This window comes from Pseudomonas baltica (genome assembly GCF_031880315.1).
Taxonomy (GTDB): Bacteria; Pseudomonadota; Gammaproteobacteria; order Pseudomonadales; family Pseudomonadaceae; genus Aquipseudomonas.
In genome coordinates this window covers 3685576-3708620 of record NZ_CP134771.1, presented here as the reverse complement: position 1 = coordinate 3708620, position 23045 = coordinate 3685576, and the positions used below count along the sequence as shown (strand labels likewise).

General features: G+C 53.7%; 28 protein-coding genes. 14 read left to right on the top strand and 14 right to left on the bottom strand.

The features are described 5' to 3' along the window. Positions 1 to 55 precede the first annotated feature (55 nt). Positions 56 to 592 (top strand): hypothetical protein, encoded by a 537-nt coding sequence (locus REH34_RS16555; protein WP_122286519.1) that lies wholly within the window; start codon positions 56 to 58, stop codon positions 590 to 592. Positions 593 to 604: 12 nt separating this feature from the next. On the opposite strand, the gene REH34_RS16550 is transcribed toward REH34_RS16555, so the two are convergent. The 5 genes from REH34_RS16550 to REH34_RS16530 all read right to left on the bottom strand — a co-directional run bounded on the left by REH34_RS16550 (position 605) and on the right by REH34_RS16530 (position 3526). Then, on the bottom strand, positions 605 to 814 hold the full coding sequence (locus REH34_RS16550; RefSeq protein ID WP_122286518.1) for a hypothetical protein: 210 nt from the start codon (positions 812 to 814) through the stop codon (positions 605 to 607). Positions 815 to 1029: 215 nt separating this feature from the next. After that, positions 1030 to 1806: a DUF3223 domain-containing protein gene (locus tag REH34_RS16545; RefSeq protein ID WP_311968489.1), complete on the bottom strand. Its 777-nt coding sequence runs from the start codon at positions 1804 to 1806 to the stop codon at positions 1030 to 1032. After that, positions 1803 to 2267 carry a hypothetical protein gene (locus REH34_RS16540; protein ID WP_311968488.1) on the bottom strand — a complete coding sequence of 155 codons (465 nt, stop codon included), beginning with the start codon at positions 2265 to 2267 and terminating at the stop codon, positions 1803 to 1805. The genes REH34_RS16545 and REH34_RS16540 overlap by 4 nt, the downstream gene beginning before the upstream one ends. Before the next feature lie 30 nt (positions 2268 to 2297). Next, positions 2298 to 2720: a hypothetical protein gene (locus tag REH34_RS16535; protein WP_071489356.1), complete on the bottom strand. Its 423-nt coding sequence runs from the start codon at positions 2718 to 2720 to the stop codon at positions 2298 to 2300. 254 nt (positions 2721 to 2974) lie between these two features. After that, on the bottom strand, positions 2975 to 3526 hold the full coding sequence (locus REH34_RS16530) for a hypothetical protein (RefSeq protein WP_027981117.1): 552 nt from the start codon (positions 3524 to 3526) through the stop codon (positions 2975 to 2977). A gap of 262 nt (positions 3527 to 3788) precedes the next feature. Here REH34_RS16530 and REH34_RS16525 point away from each other — a divergent pair, with 262 nt between their 5' ends. The 3 genes from REH34_RS16525 to REH34_RS16515 all read left to right on the top strand — a co-directional run bounded on the left by REH34_RS16525 (position 3789) and on the right by REH34_RS16515 (position 5396). Continuing rightward, positions 3789 to 4256: a helix-turn-helix domain-containing protein gene (locus tag REH34_RS16525; protein WP_311968487.1), complete on the top strand. Its 468-nt coding sequence runs from the start codon at positions 3789 to 3791 to the stop codon at positions 4254 to 4256. Between the two features lie 148 nt (positions 4257 to 4404). Beyond that, positions 4405 to 4995, top strand: coding sequence for a hypothetical protein (locus tag REH34_RS16520; RefSeq protein ID WP_236249947.1), 591 nt, complete (start codon positions 4405 to 4407; stop codon positions 4993 to 4995). Between the two features lie 143 nt (positions 4996 to 5138). Beyond that, entirely contained in the window at positions 5139 to 5396 is a 258-nt protein-coding gene (locus REH34_RS16515) for a phosphoglycerate mutase family protein (RefSeq protein WP_311968486.1), read from the top strand. A 158-nt stretch (positions 5397 to 5554) separates the two neighbouring features. On the opposite strand, the gene REH34_RS16510 is transcribed toward REH34_RS16515, so the two are convergent. From REH34_RS16510 to REH34_RS16500, 3 genes are read right to left on the bottom strand one after another with little or no spacing between them, the layout of a single operon-like run. Then, positions 5555 to 6067 (bottom strand): VOC family protein, encoded by a 513-nt coding sequence (locus REH34_RS16510; RefSeq protein ID WP_074908470.1) that lies wholly within the window; start codon positions 6065 to 6067, stop codon positions 5555 to 5557. Positions 6068 to 6080: 13 nt separating this feature from the next. Continuing rightward, complete coding sequence (locus REH34_RS16505) at positions 6081 to 7073, bottom strand: alpha/beta fold hydrolase (RefSeq protein ID WP_200994539.1); 993 nt, start codon at positions 7071 to 7073, stop codon at positions 6081 to 6083. A gap of 36 nt (positions 7074 to 7109) precedes the next feature. Continuing rightward, entirely contained in the window at positions 7110 to 8324 is a 1215-nt protein-coding gene (locus tag REH34_RS16500) for an MFS transporter (protein ID WP_074908471.1), read from the bottom strand. A gap of 115 nt (positions 8325 to 8439) precedes the next feature. On the opposite strand from REH34_RS16500, the gene REH34_RS16495 reads away from it, so the two are divergent. From REH34_RS16495 to REH34_RS16475, 5 genes are all read left to right on the top strand, one after another. Further along, positions 8440 to 9051, top strand: coding sequence for a TetR/AcrR family transcriptional regulator (locus REH34_RS16495; protein ID WP_177055565.1), 612 nt, complete (start codon positions 8440 to 8442; stop codon positions 9049 to 9051). Continuing rightward, positions 9042 to 9365: a hypothetical protein gene (locus tag REH34_RS16490; protein ID WP_311968485.1), complete on the top strand. Its 324-nt coding sequence runs from the start codon at positions 9042 to 9044 to the stop codon at positions 9363 to 9365. Before REH34_RS16495 ends, REH34_RS16490 begins: the two co-directional genes overlap by 10 nt. Positions 9366 to 9413: 48 nt before the next feature. Then, positions 9414 to 9962, top strand: coding sequence for an SH3 domain-containing protein (locus tag REH34_RS16485; RefSeq protein WP_311968484.1), 549 nt, complete (start codon positions 9414 to 9416; stop codon positions 9960 to 9962). 203 nt (positions 9963 to 10165) lie between these two features. Continuing rightward, on the top strand, positions 10166 to 11728 hold the full coding sequence (locus REH34_RS16480) for an AAA family ATPase (RefSeq protein ID WP_311968483.1): 1563 nt from the start codon (positions 10166 to 10168) through the stop codon (positions 11726 to 11728). Next, positions 11713 to 12747, top strand: a complete 1035-nt coding sequence (locus REH34_RS16475; RefSeq protein ID WP_311968482.1) for an AAA family ATPase — start codon at positions 11713 to 11715, stop codon at positions 12745 to 12747. Before REH34_RS16480 ends, REH34_RS16475 begins: the two co-directional genes overlap by 16 nt. A 94-nt stretch (positions 12748 to 12841) precedes the next feature. Here REH34_RS16475 and REH34_RS16470 read toward each other — a convergent pair whose 3' ends face one another. Together REH34_RS16470 and REH34_RS16465 are read right to left on the bottom strand one after the other, a co-directional pair. Then, positions 12842 to 13447: a hypothetical protein gene (locus tag REH34_RS16470; RefSeq protein WP_311968481.1), complete on the bottom strand. Its 606-nt coding sequence runs from the start codon at positions 13445 to 13447 to the stop codon at positions 12842 to 12844. A gap of 112 nt (positions 13448 to 13559) precedes the next feature. Then, positions 13560 to 14051, bottom strand: a complete 492-nt coding sequence (locus REH34_RS16465) for a winged helix-turn-helix transcriptional regulator (protein WP_311968480.1) — start codon at positions 14049 to 14051, stop codon at positions 13560 to 13562. 183 nt (positions 14052 to 14234) lie between these two features. Here REH34_RS16465 and REH34_RS16460 point away from each other — a divergent pair, with 183 nt between their 5' ends. Then, complete coding sequence (locus tag REH34_RS16460; protein ID WP_311968479.1) at positions 14235 to 14630, top strand: DUF6957 family protein; 396 nt, start codon at positions 14235 to 14237, stop codon at positions 14628 to 14630. 179 nt (positions 14631 to 14809) lie between these two features. Continuing rightward, positions 14810 to 15280: a hypothetical protein gene (locus tag REH34_RS16455; RefSeq protein ID WP_071489521.1), complete on the top strand. Its 471-nt coding sequence runs from the start codon at positions 14810 to 14812 to the stop codon at positions 15278 to 15280. A gap of 209 nt (positions 15281 to 15489) precedes the next feature. Here the strand turns inward: REH34_RS16455 and REH34_RS16450 are convergent, their stop codons facing one another. Both REH34_RS16450 and REH34_RS16440 read right to left on the bottom strand, forming a co-directional pair. Next, complete coding sequence (locus tag REH34_RS16450; protein ID WP_311968478.1) at positions 15490 to 16251, bottom strand: hypothetical protein; 762 nt, start codon at positions 16249 to 16251, stop codon at positions 15490 to 15492. A gap of 398 nt (positions 16252 to 16649) precedes the next feature. Next, positions 16650 to 18110: a Shedu immune nuclease family protein gene (locus REH34_RS16440; RefSeq protein ID WP_311968477.1), complete on the bottom strand. Its 1461-nt coding sequence runs from the start codon at positions 18108 to 18110 to the stop codon at positions 16650 to 16652. A gap of 173 nt (positions 18111 to 18283) precedes the next feature. Between REH34_RS16440 and REH34_RS16435 the strand changes: the two genes are divergently transcribed. After that, entirely contained in the window at positions 18284 to 18586 is a 303-nt protein-coding gene (locus REH34_RS16435; protein WP_311968476.1) for a nucleotidyltransferase domain-containing protein, read from the top strand. Here REH34_RS16435 and REH34_RS16430 read toward each other — a convergent pair. Then, positions 18576 to 19025 (bottom strand): 3'-5' exoribonuclease, encoded by a 450-nt coding sequence (locus tag REH34_RS16430; RefSeq protein ID WP_311968475.1) that lies wholly within the window; start codon positions 19023 to 19025, stop codon positions 18576 to 18578. The two genes, REH34_RS16435 and REH34_RS16430, sit on opposite strands and share 11 nt — an antisense overlap. Before the next feature lie 463 nt (positions 19026 to 19488). Here REH34_RS16430 and REH34_RS16425 point away from each other — a divergent pair, with 463 nt between their 5' ends. Continuing rightward, positions 19489 to 19824 (top strand): hypothetical protein, encoded by a 336-nt coding sequence (locus REH34_RS16425; RefSeq protein WP_311968474.1) that lies wholly within the window; start codon positions 19489 to 19491, stop codon positions 19822 to 19824. Between the two features lie 907 nt (positions 19825 to 20731). Further along, entirely contained in the window at positions 20732 to 21586 is an 855-nt protein-coding gene (locus REH34_RS16420) for a hypothetical protein (RefSeq protein WP_311968473.1), read from the top strand. A gap of 661 nt (positions 21587 to 22247) precedes the next feature. Here the strand turns inward: REH34_RS16420 and REH34_RS16415 are convergent. Beyond that, the gene (locus tag REH34_RS16415) at positions 22248 to 23015 is read right to left on the bottom strand and encodes an NAD-dependent deacylase (RefSeq protein ID WP_311968472.1); all 768 of its coding nucleotides are present in this window, start codon (positions 23013 to 23015) and stop codon (positions 22248 to 22250) included. Between the last annotated feature and the right edge of the window lie 30 nt (positions 23016 to 23045).

Here is a 23045-nt window from a genome sequence, read left to right as displayed (position 1 = left end):
AGGGCTCGTCTACGCAGCCATCGTAGCTATACTCACGCATCGTGCCGGAGCTGCCATGATTAATTGCCAACAACTAGCCTCTTGGCTTTTCCCTGATAAACGTTCTGATCGAGAGAAAGCGCGTGAGCGAGAGTTCATCCAGGCAGCGAACAGCCTCAAAACTCTAAAGGTGACACCCGAAGGTGGCATCTCTATTGATCCTGAAGAACTTAGAGATCAGATCGTCGCTGCACGTGAGCAGTTGAAGCATCTTGTCCACAAACCAATGACGACCGGCCGGCCATCTAGTCCTATACGAGGCCAGGAAGCGAGCCCCATCACGGAGGCTCCAGGCGGTGCTATGGACTGTATCGAGGTCGTAGCCTGGCGTCGGCTCCCCTGCGGCGCTGCCGTGCGCTATACGTGCCTTCAGCACATCGATACAGCTCGATTCATCGTTGCTGCAGCCAGCCTGTTCTCAGAAGATGCTGCGAGCCTTCCGCGCTGGATCGATAGCGATACTCACAGGCAGGTCGCAAGCGCCCTGCAGGGTGAACTCCGCTGGTACGCGACTGTGAGTGAGGCGATGAATGCGTGGGATGCAGAGCTCTGATGGGTCAGGGTGTTACTGGCACCAAGGGCCCCAAGATGGCGGATCCTCGACAATGTCGATTGAGATGCTGAGCTCGCGCTGCATGCGCTCGAAGACCCTGTTGAGCGTCGGATGGGCATTGGACTCCCTCAGTGTTGTCACCAAGAGCAATAGCTCTCGGCCTTGAGCCAAGGGCATTTGGATGTCGCAGTAGACTGTGTCGTCATCGTCCGTCATTCCCATCGAAAAATCCTCGTACCTTGGTCTTCACTTCTCGCTTATCGACCTGGCGTTGGGCGTGCCCTTTCGGGGATGGGCTGTCGTGCACCGAGACGGTGTCTCGGCCCTTCGGGCTTCCATCCCGCACGCCTGCGCGCTCCGCTTGCCATAGCAACCCAACCGCCTGATGACCGGCTTTCGGTTCGCGAGGCACCGTATGGCTGCGCGTGCTACTCGCCTCACAAGGGGCTGCACAGCTCCATCCAAGGGATGGATGGCTTGGGCAGCTTGAGGTTACCGGTCTTGGAGATGATCCTCAGCTGTGCGTGCTTGAGGTGAAAGTCTTCCCAGGCTACCCGCAGGTTGGTGTCCTCCAGAAAGGCGACCACACCATCACGCGATCCCACAACCACGTCGAGCGGATTGATTCGGTGTGCCTGACAGAAAGTGAAAAGCAGCTGGTCAAAAGTGTTGGGTGCTAGGTGATCAACGGCCACGTTATGTCGCCCCAGTGATTCTCCTGTCACCGGACACGAAGCAGCACCTACCAACCCTTGGTCTCGGAAAAGTCGGATCTGTTCCGTGACTGCTGTGCGAGCACCTGCGCGAAAGTCGAGGAGCTTCTGTGGCCGACGCTCTTTTGCTCGAGTGCTAGGGATGAGCTTTACCGCGTGCGTGAAGCCAATATCAATTTCCGTATCGCAATGCAGACGAAGCATGAAGCAGCGAGTACCGTGAGATGTCATTTGGGTGGTGATGCACTTGACGCCCTCTCCGGCTTTCTCCGCCCACTCATCGTGGTGTTGGAAAAGTCCGTACAGAAAATCAGAATCAGCGTCACCCACCATCGTGCTGTCCGGCGTCCTAGCCAGGATCTGTCGGCAGCGATCTTTGACAGCGTCCTTGGTTGCAAACCATTCATCGTTGATAAAATATGGCACCATCTTCCCCCAGCAAATATCCCTAGCAAGCTGATCGGTATAGCACAGAGAGTTAGCCATTTCTTCGATGCTCAAGCTTGGAAAAAAGCCCGGCAGGCAAGCATCAAAGCAGTCGCATCAGGGAGAGCTCGGTGGATCCTGGTTGTGGGCAGCAGGCGGTAAATGTCACTGGCAGCCTGCCGGCCCACGAACGATTCCAAAGGCTTCAACTGGAAGGTGGGCGTCAGCTCTGCTGCTTCGTAGAGGACATCAAGCCAAAAGGTATCTTGTGGCGAGTCGCTGCAGAGAATCTGACCTGAAAAAAGCTGGTTCATACGTATCGCCACACCGACCGGCATATCACCTTGCTCGCGCAACTGATCCTGACTGAGACCATGCATGTCTTGCGCATCGAACGACCAGTACGTCCAGTAACGTGCCGGCCTGATCAGCGAGCTGTAGGAGGCCTCACTCGATACGACAGCGACTTCGATAGGATAGCTACCAGGAGCTATCCCTGAGGCCTCGAAATCGATAAAGAACGAAGGCCGTTCCATCCTGCTGCTCCTGTTGAAAGGCTGCGATTTTCAGCTATGCCGATCAATCGCTATAGCCGCTAGCGTCTGTGCTACTCGGTGATTTTGCAGATGCTGCATCTCACGCTCCCACTCAACTAGAAATTTCTGCCAGTCGTGCGCGTATGGGCCTTCGGGGAGTCGCGTTGATCCAACGCTGGCTTGCAGAAAGCGCTCTCTCCAAGGCTGCGGGATTTCTTGCTCCAAGACTATATCGGTGCCGGAGTGATGGCGTTTCACCGGGGCAGAATGACGAATCTTGTTGAGATCGAGTGGCTCATGGACGAAGGCTGTGCTGCTTCGCTCCTGGTCGTCGAGATCGTCAAGGATGGCTAAGACACCGAGTGCCATTGAATCACCAGGATGGAGGCTGGCAAGTGCCCAGAGAGCCCTTCGTCTTGCTCTCTCAAGCTCGCTGAGCTCCTTACTGGTCATTGCAGATTCCTCTGAGATGGTTCGAAGCTGAGCAGCGGGAATAGCGTGCCGCCTGACGGCGGATGGCTGGCGTGAACCGAGCCACAGCAAGCCGTGTCTCGTCCATCCGGGCGCTCATCCTGCACGCCTGCGCGCTCCGCTTGCTAGATGCTCTCATGGGAAGGAGGTCTGACGCTGCGAATCCGGGATTCCTGCCGCGCTTTCTAGCGAGTGGGGCACGATGTTGCACGTACCCCAGCGTACCGACAGGTTGGCTACTTATGGAATTTACTGAAGCGACTGGAAAGTGTCGCAGGCTCGATGCTTTCCCAACCTTCTGGATTCGCCGTTGCGCTTAGCATCACCTGAGCGCGCCAAAGAAAAAACAGCGCAGCCAAGCTGCCTTCCACTACCGCAAGCACAGTAGCGCTGGAGAACACGTCCGGGTCAGGCCCAAACAGCAGTCCCAGAGCAAACAAAGACGGAACCCACCCAATTACGAACATCAGGCAAAACGCGATGACTGCAAATCCTGCAAGAGCGACAGGTACTTTGAACCGCTGACTGGTATCAAATATTTTCTCACCGCGCTGGGTGAGGCCGTAGAGCACTCCATGATTTTTCTCTTTTTTCTTACTCCGGTTGAAAATTCCATAGAGGGTCGCAGGTTCACCTGCTTCTAGTTCTTCGTAGAGCTTGTTGGAGACCTGGAGGTTCGGAATCACCGCGCCATCAATGCTAACTAGGATTTTGTGACCACCATTTATAAGATTTACAGACCTTACATAGTCGACCTTTCCGGCGAATTTCACACAATCAAACTTCATTACTAACTATCCCTGCTATCGCGAAAAAAAGATCCCATTGATGCCAGGAAGCTGCTTGATGACGACTGCGGGCTGGCTTACGCGGTTCATGAACATCATGAGCGTGGTGGTCGCCAAGACTCCTCTGCTATGCCAGTCCTCACATCACGCCACCGTGAACAAACGGCCGCCTGGCAAACGACATGTCACTATAATATCATTATGATCTGTTTATCGGAACACGCCAGCCGTGGCTCTATCCTCAGTTTTGGGGGTATGGTTCATGCAGCTGAAAGAGGCCCTAGCGGCGGCGTTGCGTGGAGCGCGTGCTCATCAAGGCTTGAGCTACGACGAACTAGCAGGGGCAACCCACAGGACTTACGTTGGAATGCTTGAGCAAGCACGAGCAAATCCGACGCTGGAGAAGCTCGATGAAATCGCTGAATACCTCGGTCACGATCTACTGACGATGGTTGCCTTGGCCATTGCAGCCCAGGGCGATGAGCTTCCGTCGGAGGTTTTGCAGCGTACCGCCCTAAAAGTCAGGGAATTCGAAGAGACCGGAGGGTGGGCGTTGGTAGAGGAACAATTCAGCGAGGGTAAGCTTGTCAAGCGCTCTCAAGGAAAGCCTAGGCGGCCCTTGAATGCGGAAAGCGTCAAAGCCCTGAAGGCGCAAGGCCTGGACAGGAAAACAATCGCGGAAAAGCTTGGGCTTGCTAGGAGCACAGTCCAAAAATATTGGAACTCATGAAACCAGCCTGGCAGGGTTCAGCAACGATAACGTCACTCAGGCGCCGAAGTTTTTCTTCTGAGCTCCTGTGGCTTGGTTTGGTTGCTCCTGCTCTGGGCAGCTGACAGTATGATTGAGCCAGTGCACTCTGGGTCAGAAGGAAGGTTGCATGGACGACGCAGGACGGTTTGCTTTTTACGAGAAAATCTATTTTTACGAGCTTGAGCGCAAAGAAAAACTCATCTCCAGACTCAATCTCCCCCTTGCGATACTAGGCGTACTACTCTCATTTCTCTCCTACATGCTGGGCAAAGCACCAAGCTCAGAGGACGGTTTTGCTGGCGTCGCATTTTGGATTTTGTACCTGTGCGCCGTTCTGTGCCTGCTTTGTGGCGCATACTACTTTCGTTCTTCATGGCAACTGCGTGACTTCGACAGGGGGATGCCCACGTTGGCCGAGCTGGAGAGGTACAGAGCAGAGGCAACGGCTCATTTCGCAGTTCATGGAGAAAATGACGATGACGCAGAAACCTACTTCAAGGCGATCATTCTGAGCTACTACATTGAGGGGGCAACCGTTAACACGGTGAACAACGATAAACGCGGTGCGAAACTCGTTTCGTTATCGAATTACGTAACCCTCACCATGATTCTCTCGGTGTTGTCATTCGTTCCGTTCTACACCCACCAGCAGGAGCTTACCAAGCATGAGCAATCAAAAGCCGCCGCCGCCTCCCCCCCCGCCAATGCGCTTCGTTAAAGATCACGGAAAAGACCTTCCGAAATCTCCGCCACCGCCTCCGCCGCCCAAAAAATGATCCACAGGACGCAGACATGATCTGCCTGTCGTCCTCAATCATTGGAGAGAAAACGGAAGCCCGATCCCATGCGAGTTACTGATCAATGAAGCTCGTTGGGCTGATCCGTCACGGCAAGAGCGCTGCGAATCCCGGCGTAGCCAGCTTGGATCACGCGACCATTCCTCTTACGCTGAAGGGGGTTGAACAGGCGCACTTGGTGGCTCGTTCTTCCACCAGCGTTCCTGCTCTGATCGTCGCCTCTCCGTTTTCTCGGGCTCAATTGACAGCTATGGCTGCCGAGTTCGGCCATGGCTTAAAGTGCCGTAAACCAGCAGATACAACACCACTGCCTTGGCCGTAGCCGAGGCAGATTAATCGTCAAAATGCAGCTTGCCTGCGACCGTAATGGCTTCCCGCTGACCGTCATGCTGTCTCCAGGTGCAAGCTGGCGGACAGCTTTAAAGCCATATTCGCACGAGCTGCAATGCTTGCAAGCTGACTATTTTGACGAAGTCTAGCTTAAGAAGGTTTCCAGCGATCTACCTCGCAGCTCGGCCCTGTAGCGGTGGGTATGGAGATCAACTCAATCAACGAGCCCCATGGCGCTCGGACGTAGTGCATAGAGTTGCCTGTCCCTTTTTCGATACCAAAAAGTGCGTTTGGCCCGCGAAGCTGAGTACCTCCAGCAGCCAAGACACGATTGAGCACTGAGCCCAGTTCATCACAATAGACGGCGAAGTGCTGGAGCCCCAAAGAGCCTATTCCGTCAACGCCCTGCGCCGCGCCTTCGATCTCGAACAGCTCGATGTTGGCACCGTTCCCAAGACGAATCATGCGGGTTGCCACAATTAATTGCTCTTCTTTCAGGGCAACCGTAGCGGCAAGCTCTTCAGGGGATCGGCGCGGATGGCTATCGACCACCGTGTCGTAGACGATAGCTGCATCGAAGGCCTCGTGAAAGAACCGGGTTGCTGCCTCGATATCTGGAACCGTGATTCCTATATGATCTATGCCACGTATATTGTTAGACATTACGCATTCCGCCCTATGGTCGATCCAAGAAGGAGTTGATCAAAGGGTTCAACGCAGGAGCGCACTCCTCTGGAACCCAATGGCCACAATCTGGCAACACGTGGGATTCAACATTAGTGGCGTAGCGACGGATGTTCTCAGGCTGCTTAGCACCGAACCCGCCGTTACCCCCACCGCCAACCGCGAGGACAGGCATTGTCAACTTAGTAGCCACCAGCTCCTCGTTCTGCTTAATCGATTGGGGAAGCGCACGATAATATTCAAATGCGTGGTGGAAGGTCTGGGGCTTAGAGTATGACCGCACGTAACGGTCTACCAATTCGTCAGTGAACACCGCTTGGTTGCTGGCATGATGACGAATGAAATGCGTCAGAAACAATCGCTCGTTTCCTTTGACCATTGCGTCGGCCAACTGACCCGAGGCTGCGAAGAAGCTGTGGTGCCATCCAGGTGCCTCTCCGGTCGCGACAAAGGCTGGCAGCGAATAAAGAGTGTCGTCAGGAATGGTCGCTTCGATGAACGCAGCCTTGACGATGTCCCCAGGATGGCGGGCAACCATTGGATAGCTGTTCCAGATACCAATATCGTGGGCAACAAGGTAGAAGGGCTTGTCCGCACTCATCCGCTTGGCAAGCTTGTGCAGATATTCCGAAACATCCACTCCAGTGTAAGTAGTTTTCGGCGGCGCTGACAGGCCAAGACCTGGCAGGTCGACTGCTACGACCGTATAGCGTTCTGCGAGTTGCGGCATGAGGCTATTCCACTCATACCATGTCTGGCCGAAGCCGTGGACAAGCAGCACAAGGGGACCTTTACCGCCACGTACGAAATGCAGCTTCACACCGTCAACAGTCTCGTAGGCGCTGGTAAAACCTTCAGGTATCGGAAACTCTGTATGTTGGGCGCTGACAGCTGAAGGCGGCACAGGATTGGTCTGTGCTGCGTTGGCCTGAGTTACACCCATAGCGAGCGCAGCAACGGCTAGTGCAATTGCGTGGAGCTTCATGTTTTTCACCTTGTGGGACGATAAATGATTGGACGATCAACGATCTTGTTGAGCGCGATTACCGGGGGGAAAGGCATAGCGACGTGCTGCCAGTGCTATTACAAAAGCGAGCAGTGCAAGAATGGCGACAGCAGGCGGCAGCATTGACGTACCACCTTGCGTAAGGAGTGCCCCGCCAACAGCCCCGCCTGCCGCGATTGCCAGGTTCCACGCAGTTGTTACCATGGCTTGGGCCAAGTCGACGCCATCGCCGGCGGCATCTGCTGACGCTGTCTGCATCATGGCGCCCGCGCCGCCAAAGCCCAGGCCCCAGACGACGGCGCCCAGATAGACAGCGACGCCATGCTCTCCAGCGATAGTCAAGAGCACAGCGGTCAATGCGAACGAACCGATAGCTGAAAGCACCATAAGGCGGAGCATCCGGTCGACCCAACGCCCGACTACCCATATCCCAACAAGCGAACTTATTCCGAACGCCAGCAGGACTAGATCGACTCGCGATTGCGAGGCAGTAGAGAACGGCGCAATGTAGGTATAGAGAATGTTGTGGGCAGTCATCCAGGCCAGAATGACAAGTAGAATCGGCAGGACACCCTTGGTTCTGATGACGCCTGTGAGCGAGGGGCGGTTGTCCCCGGTTCGACCAGGAGCATCGGGAACTTTGACGATGATCCAAACGATCAACATGACAGCGAGTGCCGATAGAATAAGGAACGACCCACGCCACCCTACTAAGCTCCCAAGGAACGTACCCAACGGCACACCCAGTGAGAGCGCCAGGGGCACACCTACCATCGCGACCGCCATTGCCGGCCCAGTCTGTTCGGGACGGACTATGATGCGTGCGTATCCCGCAAGTATTCCCCACGCCAACCCTGCGGCACATCCTGCTATGAATCGTGCGATCAGTACGACACCGATTGACTCAGCCATCGCGGTCAACGTGTTGCCGACAACGAAGCAGATGATCGTTGCAAGCAGGACAGGCCTGCGGCGCAAACCTTGAGTCAGACTGGTTAGTGGGATTGCCGCCAACAACGATCCAAGTGCGTATATCGCGACAAGTTGCCCTGCAATAGCTTCAGATATCTGAAGGCCAGAGGCGATGCTAGGCAACAAACCGGCGGGCAGTGTCTCAGTGACGATGCATAGAAAGCCTGCGGCGGCTAGGCCAGCCAGTGCCGCTATGGGTAGTCCGGGGCCCTTAGCAGGAGCCTCATCGGACAGGCTTTGAGATGTGGAGGGCTGCATAATTTTCCTCGCGATTGGCGTACTGGCTGCCGTGCAGAGCGCAACCTGACAGCATGGATATTTACGTTAACAACCACTATAGTATTCATAAATCCCAAAGTAAACGGATTATGTAATGTCCATTAACGTAAATAAGCGATCCCGTGGGCGACCGCGCCAATTTGTCCTAGCAGACGCCATCCAGGTCGGGCAGCATCTGTTCCACGAGTACGGGTATGAGAACGTCAGCGTCGCAGCGCTGACCGAAGCGATAGGGATTACTGCGCCGAGTTTCTATACGGCCTTTGGCAGCAAGGGTGCGTTTTTCAACGATGCGTTGAAGCACTACTCCGCGACTGTCGTGCCACTTGACACTTTCTTGATCCCAGACAAACCGCCGCAGACTGTACTGAGGGAGATGCTTAGGGCTGCGGCGCATGCATACGCCGCTCATCCGAACCGCCGAGGTTGTTTTATTCTGGAGCATGCGAAGGCCGGAACCACTGAGTCGGGAATAGCTGCTAAGCAAATCGCAGACGAGAATCGTGCAAAAGTGATGGCGTTTCTCGAAGCATCTGGCATCTCCGCTGCTAGCCACGTCGTAGACTATGTCTCCGTGACTATGCTTGGCCTGTCGGCTGCGGCGAAGGAGGGTTGGGAGGAAGATAGGCTGATTGCAGTTGTGGAGACCGCCGTAGTAGGCCTCAACCAACTAATAGCCAGGGCAAAGGATATAAAGTGTCGCTAGCAGGGATTCACTACCCAGATACCGATGCGTTTTTTGGTGACACGGGCATCACTGACGCGACCGAGCAGCTCAGCAAGCGCGGCTGGCTCGTCGAGGACAATAAGGTCTTCATGGCTGGCTACTACAGATCCGCAGCAGACATGGTCGTGAAGTGGGCGTTGAGCGATTCACTACACTGCAATGTAGAAGTCGCGGAATGGTTCCCTTCCCCTGAGGCGCGAAGTCGGCTGCTCGAGCTACTGAATATTGGCAAGCCCAAGCTTTGGGAGCTGAGCAGGCTGCAAAAAGTGGAAGCTTGGCTAAGCTCGCAATAGGTGATGACGTCAGGTTGGTCAGGAAGACAGCCGTGTAATACGTGCTGAATGAGAGCAATGGATATGCGCAAGAAGTCCCAGTCATGGTTTGTCCCGCTCCTGATTCTTTTTGCCGTCCTGTGGGCAATGGGGAAGAAAGACTCGCCTCCTGCCCCGGTACAACCAAGCACCCTGAACACGCCGAGTACGCTAGCGGGGATTTCTCCGACTCCGTCCTCGGCGCCGGCCCCTGTCTCTGCGACTGAGCACTTTGTAAGTGCTGATAATCTCAATGTCCGGGATCAACCAGGCGGTAAGGTCGTCTCGAAGCTGAAGCGTGGGGAAAAGGTTCAGGTTTTCGAGACCCGGAATGAATGGGCGCGCATCAGCACTGATAGTCAGTCTTCCCAATGGCTTTCGTTGAAAAGCCTGTGCAGCGGGTCGGGCTGCTACGTCGTTTCGAAACCCAAACCAGTGACTCAGCCAGTACAGCCTGCTCGCCAGCAGATTCCTGCGTACGGCTCGGCCTGTCCTTGTTCATCGGGCAATGTGTGCATCGGGCCTCGCGGTGGTCGGTACTGCATTACATCAGGAGGTAACAAGCGCTACGGCGTTTGAGCGATTAATTGATGACATCTTGGGGGGGGGGCTGCAAATTTCGCGGGTGCTTTGAAGAAGTGAACGCCGGTAGACGAGTCCCTCTCGTGACGTTAGGTTTGGCTGCAGATGGCCAAGTGTTGGCTAGCAATCCGTTACTACCCCTGACTCTATAAGTCAGGTGGTTCACCCTCATTTTTGACTTTTTCAGCTTAGGGATAGACATGCACATCATAAGGAAAGTGATAATTCAGAATTTCAAAAAATTCAAATCTCTCACGCTCGATTTCGAGCCTGGCAAGACCGTGTTGATTGGCAACAATGAGGCGGGGAAAAGCAGCATTTTGCTCGCTCTAGACCTCGCGCTCGGTGGGAGTCGCAATCGCATTGAAGCTCTGGGCGCAGAAACACTGCTCAACAAGGATTCGGTGAATACTTTCCTTGCCGGGGAGAAAAGCCTAGAAAAACTACCTGAGCTGATCGTTGACGTTTTCCTAGAGGAAGGTGACGACGAAAGCCTCTATGGAACCAACAATGCTCACCAGCGCCAGACTGACGGCGTGCGCATGATCCTTGCGGTGATGACCGAGTATGGCGAAGCGGTGCAAGCCATCTTGGCTGATGATCAACCGAATTTCCCATTCGAATATTACGCAGTGCGGTTTGAGACGTTTGCCGGCAGGCCCTACGCAGCATTCAACCGCCCCATTAAGCACATGATGCTAGACGGTTCACGCATTGATGGCGACCACGCATCTCGTGAATACACTCGAGCCGTGTACGCTTTCAATGCACCCGTAGAAGACCGGTACAAGCTTGAGAACCTGTACCGCCAAGGCAAGCAGGCTTTTACAGGACAACATCTCGCAGCACTCAACGCTGACCTACCCGCGTATCAGTTTGACGTACGGAGTAGCATCCGGTCGAACCTGGAAACTGACCTAATCATCACGGAAGACAATATCCCGCTTGAGAACCACGGCAAAGGAAGGCAATGCTTCATCAAGACCGAATTCGCGCTGAGCAAGCACAAGCAAGGCGGGTTGGATGTAATGCTGTTGGAGGAGCCCGAAAACCACCTCAGCCATTCCTCTATGAAAGCGCTCGTCGCCAAGCTTGCCGAGAACAAGAGCACACAGCTTTTCATCGCGACCCACAGCAGTCATATCTGTTCAAGGCTTGATCTTCGGCATGCCCTTCTGATCGGCCCGAATACAGCTGCTGGCTCACTTAAAGCCCTATCACCTGACACCGCAGAATTCTTCATGAAGGCGCCGGACAACAATGTCCTGGAGTTCGCGCTTTCGAAAAAGGTGATATTGGTTGAAGGTGATGCGGAATTCATCTTGGTCGAAGAGTTCTATAAGCAATGCTCAAATGGACGCCTGCCGCACGTCGATGACGTTCACATAATCTCCATCGGCGGAACCAGCTTCAAAAGGTACATGGAGCTCGCTAACCTGCTCGGAATTCGAGTCGCAGCCATACGAGACAATGACAAGGATTATCAGAAAAACTGCGTAGAAAACTACGCCGACTTCGCTTCCGATAATGCCAAACTCTTCGCCGACAAAGACAATGACCGTTCAACCTTCGAAATAGGGTTGCACAACGACAATGTGGAAACCTGCAAGGCCGTCTTCGGCCCAGGACGAAAAACCCTTTCTCCATTGGAATACATGCTGGCAAACAAGGCAGAAGCCGCGTTTGAGCTGCTCAAGGGAAAGCCAGGCGAGCTCACCGTTCCTGCCTACATCGCGGAGGCAATCCAATGGATAAACGAGTGATGTTCGCTGTGGCAGGGTCAGGGAAGACCACCTTGCTAGTGAAGCGTCTGAGCCTAGAAAAGCGCGCGCTGATAATCACCTACACGGAGAACAACTATCGTCATTTGCGCGATAGCATCATCAAACGGTTCGGGCATGTCCCAAAAAACATCAACCTGCTGAGTTATTTCACGTTCCTTTATAGCTTCTGCTATCGCCCTCTGCTGCAGGTGCATATGCAGACTCGGGGAATCAGCTTTCGAGCTCCGCACGCCCGTACGCTAAAGCTCAAACGAGACAATAAGGCGTATTACGCCACTACAAGTGGCAGCGTTTACCATAATCGCCTCGCAAAGCTCCTAGAGGCCGTTAATGCAATTCCTGACGTGATGGCGCGAATGGAGCGCTTTTACGATGAGTTTTATGTCGACGAAGTTCAAGACCTAGCAGGTCATGATTTCAACCTGCTGATGGCATTAGCGAAAGCCAAGGTTGAAATGCTGTTTGTGGGAGACTTCTACCAGCATACGTTCGACACAAGTCGTGATGGAAATGTGAACAGCTCGCTACACGCTGACATTGGGAAATACGAAAAGCTTTTTCAAAAGGCGGGTGTGACTGTCGACAAGGAAACACTGAGCCGAAGCTGGAGGTGTGGTGTCACCGTATGTGATTTTATTCGAACACATCTGCAGATTGATATGCAGTCACAGCATACCTACGAAACCGAAATCATTCCTCTGGCCAATCAAGTGGATGCTAACGCCGTGCACGCCGATGGCAACGTGGTAAAGCTATTCTACCAGGAGCATTACAAGTACAGATGCCTGTCTAACAACTGGGGGGCTAGCAAGGGCCTTGACCACTATAACGATGTGTGCGTTGTGCTGGGCGCTACGCACTGGAAGATCTACCAAACATCCTCACTTGCCGCGCTCCCCCCACAGACAAAAAACAAACTTTATGTTGCCTTTTCACGGACTCGCGGAAAGCTATACCTGGCGCCCGAAAAACTTTTCAAACCATTTAAAACGGACTAGGTCGTAGCCATGGGTGGTGATCTCTGGCGTAAGACCTTGTCCAGAAAGTACGCTCAGTATGAAGGTGAGCCGCTGGGCATGACACCTTGGGTGATCAGTCGAAAGACTGGCCCTGCTCCATCTCCCCAATCCAGCTGTACGTGCCGTTTAGCCAAACGAAGACGCTGTTGAGCACCTCGCGCAAGTGCCGGATGTTGATGTGCGTAAGGTCTGGCAGATGGTCTTTACCACTGTTGGTCGTCGCATACCGAAATGCCATCGAGTCCGGGTCAACGTTGTCCAACTGGCGAATGAACTCGTGAACAGCGGTAGCATTCGCGTCAGAGCGCTCCAGACCCAAATCCTTGAGCAGATGCCGCAATTCCGACCACAGAGGCATCAACGGATGCTTGTCGTAGTTCTTGGGCTCTTTGCCTGTCAGAGCGCGAGCACTCTTTAGCATGAGCTTGAACTGCAGCTCCAAGGAATGGCGGTACAGAAAGAGCAACGGGTAGATGCCACTATCCAGTGGCACCTGACGATTAGCCATAGCCTCCACAAGGCCGTCAGCGGCATCTTTGTAGGCAAAGGCATAGAGGTCGGCGCGAAAGTGAGACAAGTTCAGCATCGCATTATGCTGCCAATCCGCCCCCTGGATAAACAGCTGCTGGCCGGAGAAGTCTGCCGGCCAATTTATGGCCTCTAGCTGGGGGTCAAGCATCGATATTGATCCGTCTTCCATATTTTATCCTCACATCAGCCATTCCATGGGTAAGGGCTTTACGAATCCGTGTTGACTGCAGGCAGTCAGCAAATGGTTCTTTGGGTTGGGTTTATGTACCCGAATCCTCAGTGAGAATCCGCTTCCAATGACGATTCACTAGGCTAGGTGACAAGCCCAACTCTTGGGCTATCTGCGCCTGCGTCATGCTGGTTGCCATGAGCTTCCTGACGGCGTCGAGGTTTTCAGGGTTCTGAGGCTTTCCGCGTGTACGCTGAATCAAAGCTCCATCGGCAAATTGCTCTGCTAATAGCTCCATGCCCCCATCAGCTTCAAACGCTCGAAGCTGCTCTTGTGCATTTCTCAAGAGGTCAGGATATGGCGTCCCCAGCCGTGCGGACATACACAAGGTCAACAGGGCGAGCGGATCTATCTCAAGTGCTTCAGACAGGCTTTCGAATTTCTCAAGCGTGATGCTGGTTTCACCGCGCTCCAGAGCGCTGATCTTAGACTTGGCGCTGGCATCCGAAAGCTTCTCATACCGGAAGCGTTTGTTCAGGCGTAGAGCCCTGAGGGTGCCTGCTAAGGCGATTTTGAGATGCATGGCTCTGCCAAAAGTCAGGATATAGCCATACCACTGGGTTTCCGATAAACATCAATATGAGGTATTATTGTAAAGATCGGGGCGGCTCCAGTCCCTCTCTTCAGGCCCGACGCCAACAGGGGGGAGCTGACAGCGACCACGGCCTGACAATTTATGATAAATCCTGAGGATGGAGAGATGGACGTGGATAGTCCCATTCAAGACGGTCTGTTGGGCGATCCTGGTGTCAGCCTAATGGGCGCGGAGCTTTGCCTTGATGACGCCCTGCAGGCGGCAAGAAGGCACTATAAGCACCTTCCACTATGCGTCGTCGAAGAGTGGATCATCCTGGACGCCGTGGTCACTGACGCCGAGCACGCAAAGGTAGTCGCCGCAGGCTGCCAGCCAATGTTTCTGTTTGCCCACCAGGTGGTGCACGACGAACAGAGACGATTCGAACCCGGTAACTGGGTGCGCTCCAGTATGGGCACCACCTTCAAAGAAGGCTTCCTGTTCGCCACGCGGAACTCGGTTTACGTTCTTCTCGGCCCTGGGCACCGGAAGTCGTCTTCCATCGACGCAATATTTTCCCTTTTCTGATCGTCAACCGGCCCCTGCTGGGTAGGGTGTCCGCAGCAACTCAATGTGACGAAGCTCAGAATCATAAGTTTCGTTGGAGCACTTGGTAAGGCTTCAAGGCAACGGCTTGCGACAAGACAATGATCCCTTCAAGTCAACTGCAGGTGCGCCTGATGAGCCTGCTTCACACGAGAAACAAGATGTTCAGGATTTGCATGCAAGATCAGGCTGGGCCCGTTGGAATGTTTGGCGATGGCCTAGCTCACTTTCACGCCGTCTCACGATCTCTCGCAACGCATTGGTATCACGTCAGTCTCAAGCGCCGGCATGAGGGCCGATTTGTAGCCTTTGAGGAGATGGTCAGCGATGAGCCCCGCCTTGTGGAGCTACTCATTGCTCAGGATGAGAGCATGGTTGTTCAGGACGTCCAAGTCGTTACACCTGGCTGGATGAACAAAGGTTCGGGCTGGAAGATGGAGCAATTGACGTCTTTGTCGATGGGACTCAACCAGGTAGCGGTGCCGATCTGCGTTCTTCAGGTCGAGAGCGGTGATGTGTACATCAATACTCATCAGCGTGACCTTGATGTTGATGCCTTGGTCGGGGTCAAGGAGCTGTACCGACGCCGCTCTCAGACCTCCGGTTTAACATCGTCGTCGGAGGGTGTGTAGCCATGGACGACATCCATACTGTTGAGTCGAAGCGACTTTCAGGCTAGAGGTCGGACGGCTTAGCCTGCGTGAGTTCATGGGTATTGCGGGTGATCGGTATATCCCAACGCCGAGTCGGCTGCATTAAATTCTCTACCATTGTTTAACGGTGCCCTTTGCGACGTCATGCTGTGGTGAAAAGCTTTAAGGCCAGCAACTTGCTGACGTCACTATCTCAGGGTGGGTCTCTCCCGAAGTGCAGGGCCGAACCGCCTGGACAGATACCGCTTTGCGTACCCACTGATGAACGCATAGCCTTCTTCGATAGTCAGCGAAGCGGTCTTGATTTCCTTCGCCTGCTGCTTAAAGCCATGCCGCGATCCGAAACCACTGATCGAAAAATTGTTAGCAGTCAGCTCAAAACTTTTTTGGATCTTCTTGTCTACCGGCACGGTCAAGCCGTACTTGGCCGTGTAGGACTCAATCGTTTCGAGAATCTTGTAGTAGGTAGTCCAACCATCCTTTTGTTCGAACAGCTTGACCAAGTGGTAAGCGTCTTGGTACTCGCAAGCAAGCGATACAAGGCGAAAAACTATCGCACTGTCTTCCCGATCACTGCCTCGCTTCGCTGAGGCTGGGAGAGAACCGAGAAGGCCGTGCAGATTGCGCTTTTCGACGTAGTTAACGCTCCGGCCTTCACGCAAAAGGCGCGCAATCTGGAAAGGGTGACGGTGCTTCCACAGCAAAGCCATAGCTCCGTTGAACAGCGAAAGAAGCTCGTGCGCTACCTGCCAGGCCACATCAGGGTCATCTTCGATATCGTCGAAATGCGAGGAGCTGAAGCTGAAATGGTCATTTTTGCAGTCGAGGTAATCGTCGACGCCTCCCCATACCCAAAAATGGCCGTTGTTATCGTTCTCGCCAGAAAGCTGATGCAAGTACATGGGGATGCCGCTAGTAAGCTCGACTTCCCATTGAATCGTGGAGCTCATTCGTGTCCTAACCTCAGAGTCCGGGGCTTGCAGCCTGCCCGCCCAGCATGAAGGACGGTAAATTTAAGGCAGGCAGCTGCAGGTCTGCAAGAGGGGGCCGCTCCCCGCGTGCGGGCCTAGCCATGGCGGAAGGAAGAGACCGCGTAAAGAGATTTGAGCAAGGTGCTCATGCCCGCCCCCCCCCCCTTGTACACAGAGGCTGTGGTAGCGCTGAAGGTCTACCATCAGGCCGAAGCGAATGGGGGGCGAGGGGATAGAGTTAGAGCATCTGCGGTTGATGGCCGAGCATCGTTTTCAAGCCGTCACTGGTTATCAGATTCGAGCTCTGGAACGGCCAGCAGCAGAAATTAATTATTGGTGCGCATCGCTCACGGGGCGCAAATTTGATTGCCCTAGGCTCAGAATGGTAGATCTTCCTCGCGGATTGGCTCTGGCTCCACCGGCGGCTTGGGCGTGAGGGCTTGGTGGATGCTTTCTAGTCGTACTTGGAGCTCATCAAAAGTCACCACCAATACATCCTTCAGGCCGCTTCGATACTGCTCGAAGGCACGCTGCTTAGCCAGATCCCTGGGAGTTCGACCAATGATGACGATTGCCGCAACGGCGTGTGCGTGAACGCGCTCATCAAGCTCATGGGACAAACCGAAAACCTCCCGTTGAAGCACGCTGCGTTGGCTAATGATCTGACCGACTGCACCGCCTAGCTCATAGGAAGGCACGAATGTCTGCCGGTATGACTGACCGAGCAGCTCAGTCTGAGGATGCTTGATCTCGATGAGGGCAAGATTTCCGGTTGCTCTGGCGGCCATCAGGAAATCCGAAAACTGACCGCCCCGGCCACTGAAGCCTTTACCGCCGATGTATGGCTGGTCTGCAATCTTCTTGACCGGATACCCAAATGCCATGTCGAGCACGAAGGGGTGTTCACTTAAGAACCGCTGCCATCTAGGTTCGCTTACCTTGTTGTCCATCATTTTTCGATAGATCTCAATGAGTTCTCCGAGTGTAACGAGCTCGATTTCTGCCTTGAGATTGAACAGTGAGTTGGGCGCAGATTTAGCAAGCGCAGGAACGTTTTGCTCCGTCAGCTTGGCTGCCTGCTGTTGATCTTTAGGCGAAAGCCGGGGCGACAGGGATCCTAGAGAAACCAAGTTAGCGAGAAGGTCTGGGGGCAGCTTCCTGGCGCGTGGAGGATAGAGCTCAGGCGCAGCTTCATGAAGCAGGCTTGTATAGCAGGCAAGCTTCTTGTCAGACAATGTCTCCCGCTGGTGGCGCTGGGTTAACCGATCCAGGCTTTTCCGCAGCTGCTCGAGACGATCAACGCCCAAGTAAAACTCGTTGCCTTTGAGTTTCGCATCGTTATGACCAGTACCACCGTGTATCACGATGGTATCAACCCCCTTTAGACTGCTCAGTGCCTGAACGATGCACCTGTATTCGTACTTGAAGCCAAGGCCGTAGCGCCAATCCGTATAAAGCCCTTCCGGAAGTCCGTCGAGCAATTCATCTACTTCGTAAGGAGTGGCTGGATGGGAGTACGGTGTATAGACAGGTCTTGTAATGATGATCGACCTGATTCCGTGATATCGGGGCTGACCGTACTCGGGGTGTTCGGCTCTAGGGTTGATGGGATAAATGGTCAGGTAAGACGGTGCAACCTCCAGCAGAAGGTGCCAACCTGGCTCATGCTCTGCCAACGCGACATCGCTGTAATAGACCCTAGAAATCCCATATATCTCTTCACCGATGGACTCGTACTCCTCATCTGACTCGATGGCTGAGAGTTCTTCCTCGCTCAAAGCCCCAGTGTCTTCGAGATCAAACCGAAGAAAAGGCCCTCCGTCGGTGCGCTGCTGCATGGCGTACTGCGAGGGCCGCATAGAAGGCATAGTGCTGTCGTCCCTGATCAAGATAGTGGTCGCCGAAGGCGTTATACGGAGTCTAACGAGCCGCTTGAGCTCCGGAAAGACGGACACCAAAATGCTGATTCGCCGGGGGCATCGATGAGCGCCTGTGGCTCAAGGAGAAAGGTATGAGGCCCACTGACGCGATACGAGGAAAGGAAGGGGAGGTTCGGCGTCTGATCGAGGCCTATGGCTTCATTGAGCCCAGACTTTTCGGCTCCGCCGCTCGAGGCGATGATCACGAAGGGAGTGATCTCGATCTGCTCGCCACCATTCATCCAGCAATGGCCGGCAAGATTTCCTTGTTCGACATCGCCGAGCTCGAGGATGAGCTCCAGGCCATGGTGGGCGTCCCGGTCGACTTCCACGTCTGTAACAACATGCCTGAGCACCTCAGGCAATCCATCGAGCGTGAGATGGTTACGCTGTAGCTGTGAGCATGCTTGCGATGATCCTGGCGTCTAGCAGGGCATGGTGAGGCAGTTCCTCCCCATCATTCGTCGCTGTCAGGGTCGTGGCATCAGTAGGAAAGTTTCTGACGTTCTTGGGCCATTTCCCATCGTGATAGGCGAGCTCGCAAAACAGCTCCCAGTCGTAGACAGGGGCGTCAGTGACGATCTCGAGCTGTTCGTCGTAGGTTGCCAGGAACCGGAGGAGTGCCGCTCTGGCCTCAATGATCGGCATGGCGTACTTACCTCCCCACAACTGCGGCAGTACGATCTCCTTCACGAACTCACTGCAGTCTTCTTCTCGCCACGAGTCGACCACTTCGACGTAGAATTCCCGGCGATCCTGGCCAACCAGAGCCAGGGAGATCAGCTTCGCCTGCGCGCTGAGCTGAGAGAATTCAGAATCTAGAAAGAGCCTCATGCTGTTGAAACTCCGTAATGACTAGGGCACGCCTGACTATGGCGCATGAGGGACAATTATGGGAGATGGCCCTCGAGCATTTTGGCTCAGACGGACTGCTCCAGGTGGTTGTAGAAATGTGGAGCCATGTCGCTCCTCCGCCTAGGTCTGTCATAGAGCACCTGACCACTGACAAGGTTAGCCAGGAAGTCCTGAATATACTGAAAATTGCCCAAGAGTGAGTCGGAGCTTTCGTGCCGGGCCGCCCCCCTGTTCCAGGCATCGTGACGTTGTACGCTCGTCACGCCAGTGACTTCGCGGACGGGCTCATTACGCGGCTGCCGAAGGAGTTGCTTTCGCGAGAGTGGAGAGGCTCCTGTCTCGAGATCGACTTGGGCATTTGAATTCACCTACGCTCCAGGCGGCCACTTGCGGTAGCCGTCCCGGCAAACCATATAGCTTACTGCCCCCCATTGAGATGTTTATGAGCGCTGATTTAACAGAAGAAGAAATGCGTCGTGCCCTTTTCGGTATGGCTCAGCCCGAACATCAGTTGCCCGCCGCTCCGGTGCAGGAGCCGGTGCCAGATGTCGTGTTCACGAAGCCGTTAGCAGCTCCCGCAGCCAAGAAAAAAATGGCCAGAGCATTCACGCCTAGGCTCAAGGTCACTCTTCGGGTCGGGAACGAGTTTGAAGGGAAAATGTATGAGCTGATTCATGAGGCCGACACGCTGAGCTCACTACTTGCTGAGCAAGAAGCTATGAAGGCTGCTCGGAAGAAGTACAGGTATGTGGAGGTGGTCTCGGTCAAGTCGATGTAGACGCATCTAACGTACATCCGAAACTGCGTCCATCGCCGGTGGAGCCTGTGCCCAATGGCAGGCGGCAATCCCTCAGATACCCGTTGCGGATTCGCATAATTCCGACAGTTGATTCAAGCTTTTACAGCGGCCAAATAAGGGGCACCTGAAATTAGATCCAAATGCAGCCGGGTAAAATGGAGCAGATTCGTGGTTTCGTAGAAAGCCTATTTCATTCCGGAACTGCAACCGAACCCGTTCTACACCAGGCGAACGATAGACCGGACGGCCGTCATCGCCCCTCCAAATAGTGGGGACGATCAGGGCGTCCCGATCCATCTCGATCAATAGCAACTCCTTTTTGACGCCTTCGTGCTTACCTGCGTACGCGGCATCGGCGAAGGCATCTAATTTTTCTCGAAAAGCATGGTGATTTGTGTTCTGTGATTTGCAAGGGGGCAGGATCCCTTTTTCAGAACCTCCTTAGAAGATATGATGGCTCTGTAGTGGCCGCCGTACCCCATCCCGAGTGACTCAGTAAGCGGTGCCAATCCCTGCTGTAGCAAACCGGAATGCTCAACGCCATGATGAATCAAGGAGTGATTGATGTTGACCTGCCATGAAGCTAGTTACCTGATGGGACGCGCCTACGTGAGCGCCGTTAGACGGGGCGAAACTCTTCGCGAGTCTAGTCAATGGGCTATTAGCGATAGAAAAGTCTACAGCAGTTCACCTTTCATTTAAAGAATAGTCTGCACCCACATACGGGTACGTAGCAGAGCGCTTTCTATACAGCTAATAACGTGAGCTTAAATCGAGACTAAACCTGATGTCGAATAGAGCTAAAATCTCAACTCTAAGCCTGGTATTTCCTCCTTTGTCTAGCCAGGATGCCTACAGCTTTAAAGGTCAGCCAGTACAAAATCACATGAAGGAAAGTGATTTCTACATGATTGGCGGAAAGTCTAGCTTGACCTTTGAAAACTTTAGGGGTGAAGGCGAGATAATATACTTTGATTTGTTTTCAGGAGAGGAGGTTCAGGATAGTGGATCTATATGCCTGAATGAGCTCCCGCCGATGAAAAGCTTCTCTGGTGAAACAGCAAAAGTACGTTGTGGCAAGAAAGATATTCAGATTTATTATGATCGAGATGGGGATGAGTTGCTGATTGAGCGCTACACGCCTGAGAGCTTGCTATGGTCTAGGTCGTGCAGGCTCGAGGGCGTTAGCGGACTGGAAAAGTATAAAGAGCTTATGGTATTTGATCTGCTATATGTTGGGATCGCAAAGAAAGGAGATAGTTACGAGCGACTTATAGCTAATGGGCATCATGCAAAGGCAGACATCTTAAGCAATGAAAAGCAGCGTGCGCCGGGAGCTAGGGTTTCAGACGAAATATTTCTGTTCTTATTCAAGATTGAATCACTGGCCTTACACGTGGCCGGCCCTAGTGATGATATAGATACAGATATGGATTACGATAAAAAAGCTATTTTGGCTGATGCTGAGAAAGCATTCGTGAGCCTGCTTAAGCCGAACTATAACTCGGTCAGGTTTTCTCAGTACCCTAAAGGTAAGGATGGTCTATTTAGTTCAAAGTTAAACAGGTACGGCTTCTCGATTGGTGAGGCGCTTACCTTTAATACTCCGCACGGGAAAATTAAAGGAGATAGGGGTATTTGGTTTGGAGGGATGTCGAACAATGCGGACTTTATTTATGTCGACAAGGAATCTTCAAGGCTCTATATTTCAGGCGAGGATTTTTTGTCGGGAGATCTATAGTGTGTTCGTTGTTCGAGTTATACCTTCTTGGTTTGGTGCGCGATAGCGTGGGTTGGGTGAGATGAAAAGAAGAGAAAAGGTTGTTGCGTTTTTAATACTTGTAGGTTTTTTTTTGCTAGTGGCCGGTTGTCTTGCCTCTATTCTAAGGGCTCTGGTTTTTGGGAGCTTTGTAGACTCGGCTTCCAAAGTCGTCATAGGCTTGATCTTCGGCGTCATAGCTTTTTGTATTGGGCTCGTTGGCTTAGCTAAATCAGCAGAAAATGCACAAAAAGAAAATCCAAGCAAAAGTATAACTAAGCCTTTGTTGTCTCTTGTTTTTGCGATAGGCGCATCGGCATACTCTATCAGGTCGATAGGCTTGGATCCCCTAGATTTTTTTCACTGGGCGACTTGGGGGCTAATATTCTAGGAATCATATAGCTAGCCACTTTGGGGGAGTTGAGATCCTCATGGGTTTTTTAACTTTTCCCAGAGTAAGATACAGGCGCAATCTTGGATGGTAGTCCCAAGTGCAAGCGGAGCGCGCCGGCCCGCGACGGGCCAGAGGCTTGAGGATGAAAGCCCGCAGGGCCAAAACCTAGCGCAGCCAGGTTTTGGTTCACGCCAGCCGTGCCCCGAAGGGGTCAAGCTCAAACCGAATCTACCGGAAATAGCCATCCAACTACGAGACAGGATGGTCGCCAAAGGCTTCGCGAAGCAGGCTCTGCATCATCACCGAGGCCGGGCCCTGAAGAAAATGCTCCTGACTACTCACCTTAAATTGCGCAGGATTAATGTGAACAACAGTCGCCCCACGCCCCAAAGCACGTAGCGGAAGCTCCGCAGCCGGGTAAACGATCCCGGACGTACCAATCGACAGAAACACATCACACTCCTCGGCAGCGGCGAGCCCTACGCTCCATGCGCCCTCGGGCAGCATCTCGCCAAACCATACAACGCCAGGCCTCACATACCCGCTACACGCACTGCATCGGGGGGGCTCAATCCGACTTCCATCTCCCGGCAAGGCGTCGGACGCGAGGGATAAGGTATGCGCCTGTCCACAATCGATGCAGCGGGGTGAATGCAGGCTGCCATGTAGATGAACCACATTTTGGCTGCCGGCTCGCTCATGAAGGTCATCAACATTTTGCGTGACGACAGTCAGTTTAGGCACCCGGCTGGCAAGCTCAGCGATAGCGAAATGAGCACCGTTTGGCTGCGCCTGCAGAACCTTGTGCCGACGCCACTCGTACCACCCCCAACACAGTGATGGATCAGCTCGGAATGCGTCGCTGGTGGCGAGCTGTGCAGGATCAAACCGCTCCCACAGCCCCGTCAAAGCATCTCGGAATGTTGGGATGCCGCTTTCTGCTGATGCACCAGCGCCAGTAAAGACCACGACGTGCTGAGCCTCCCGCAACCGCTCAGCGAGGGAACTGGTGATCATAAGCATCCCTTAGAGTCGGATCTCATTTGG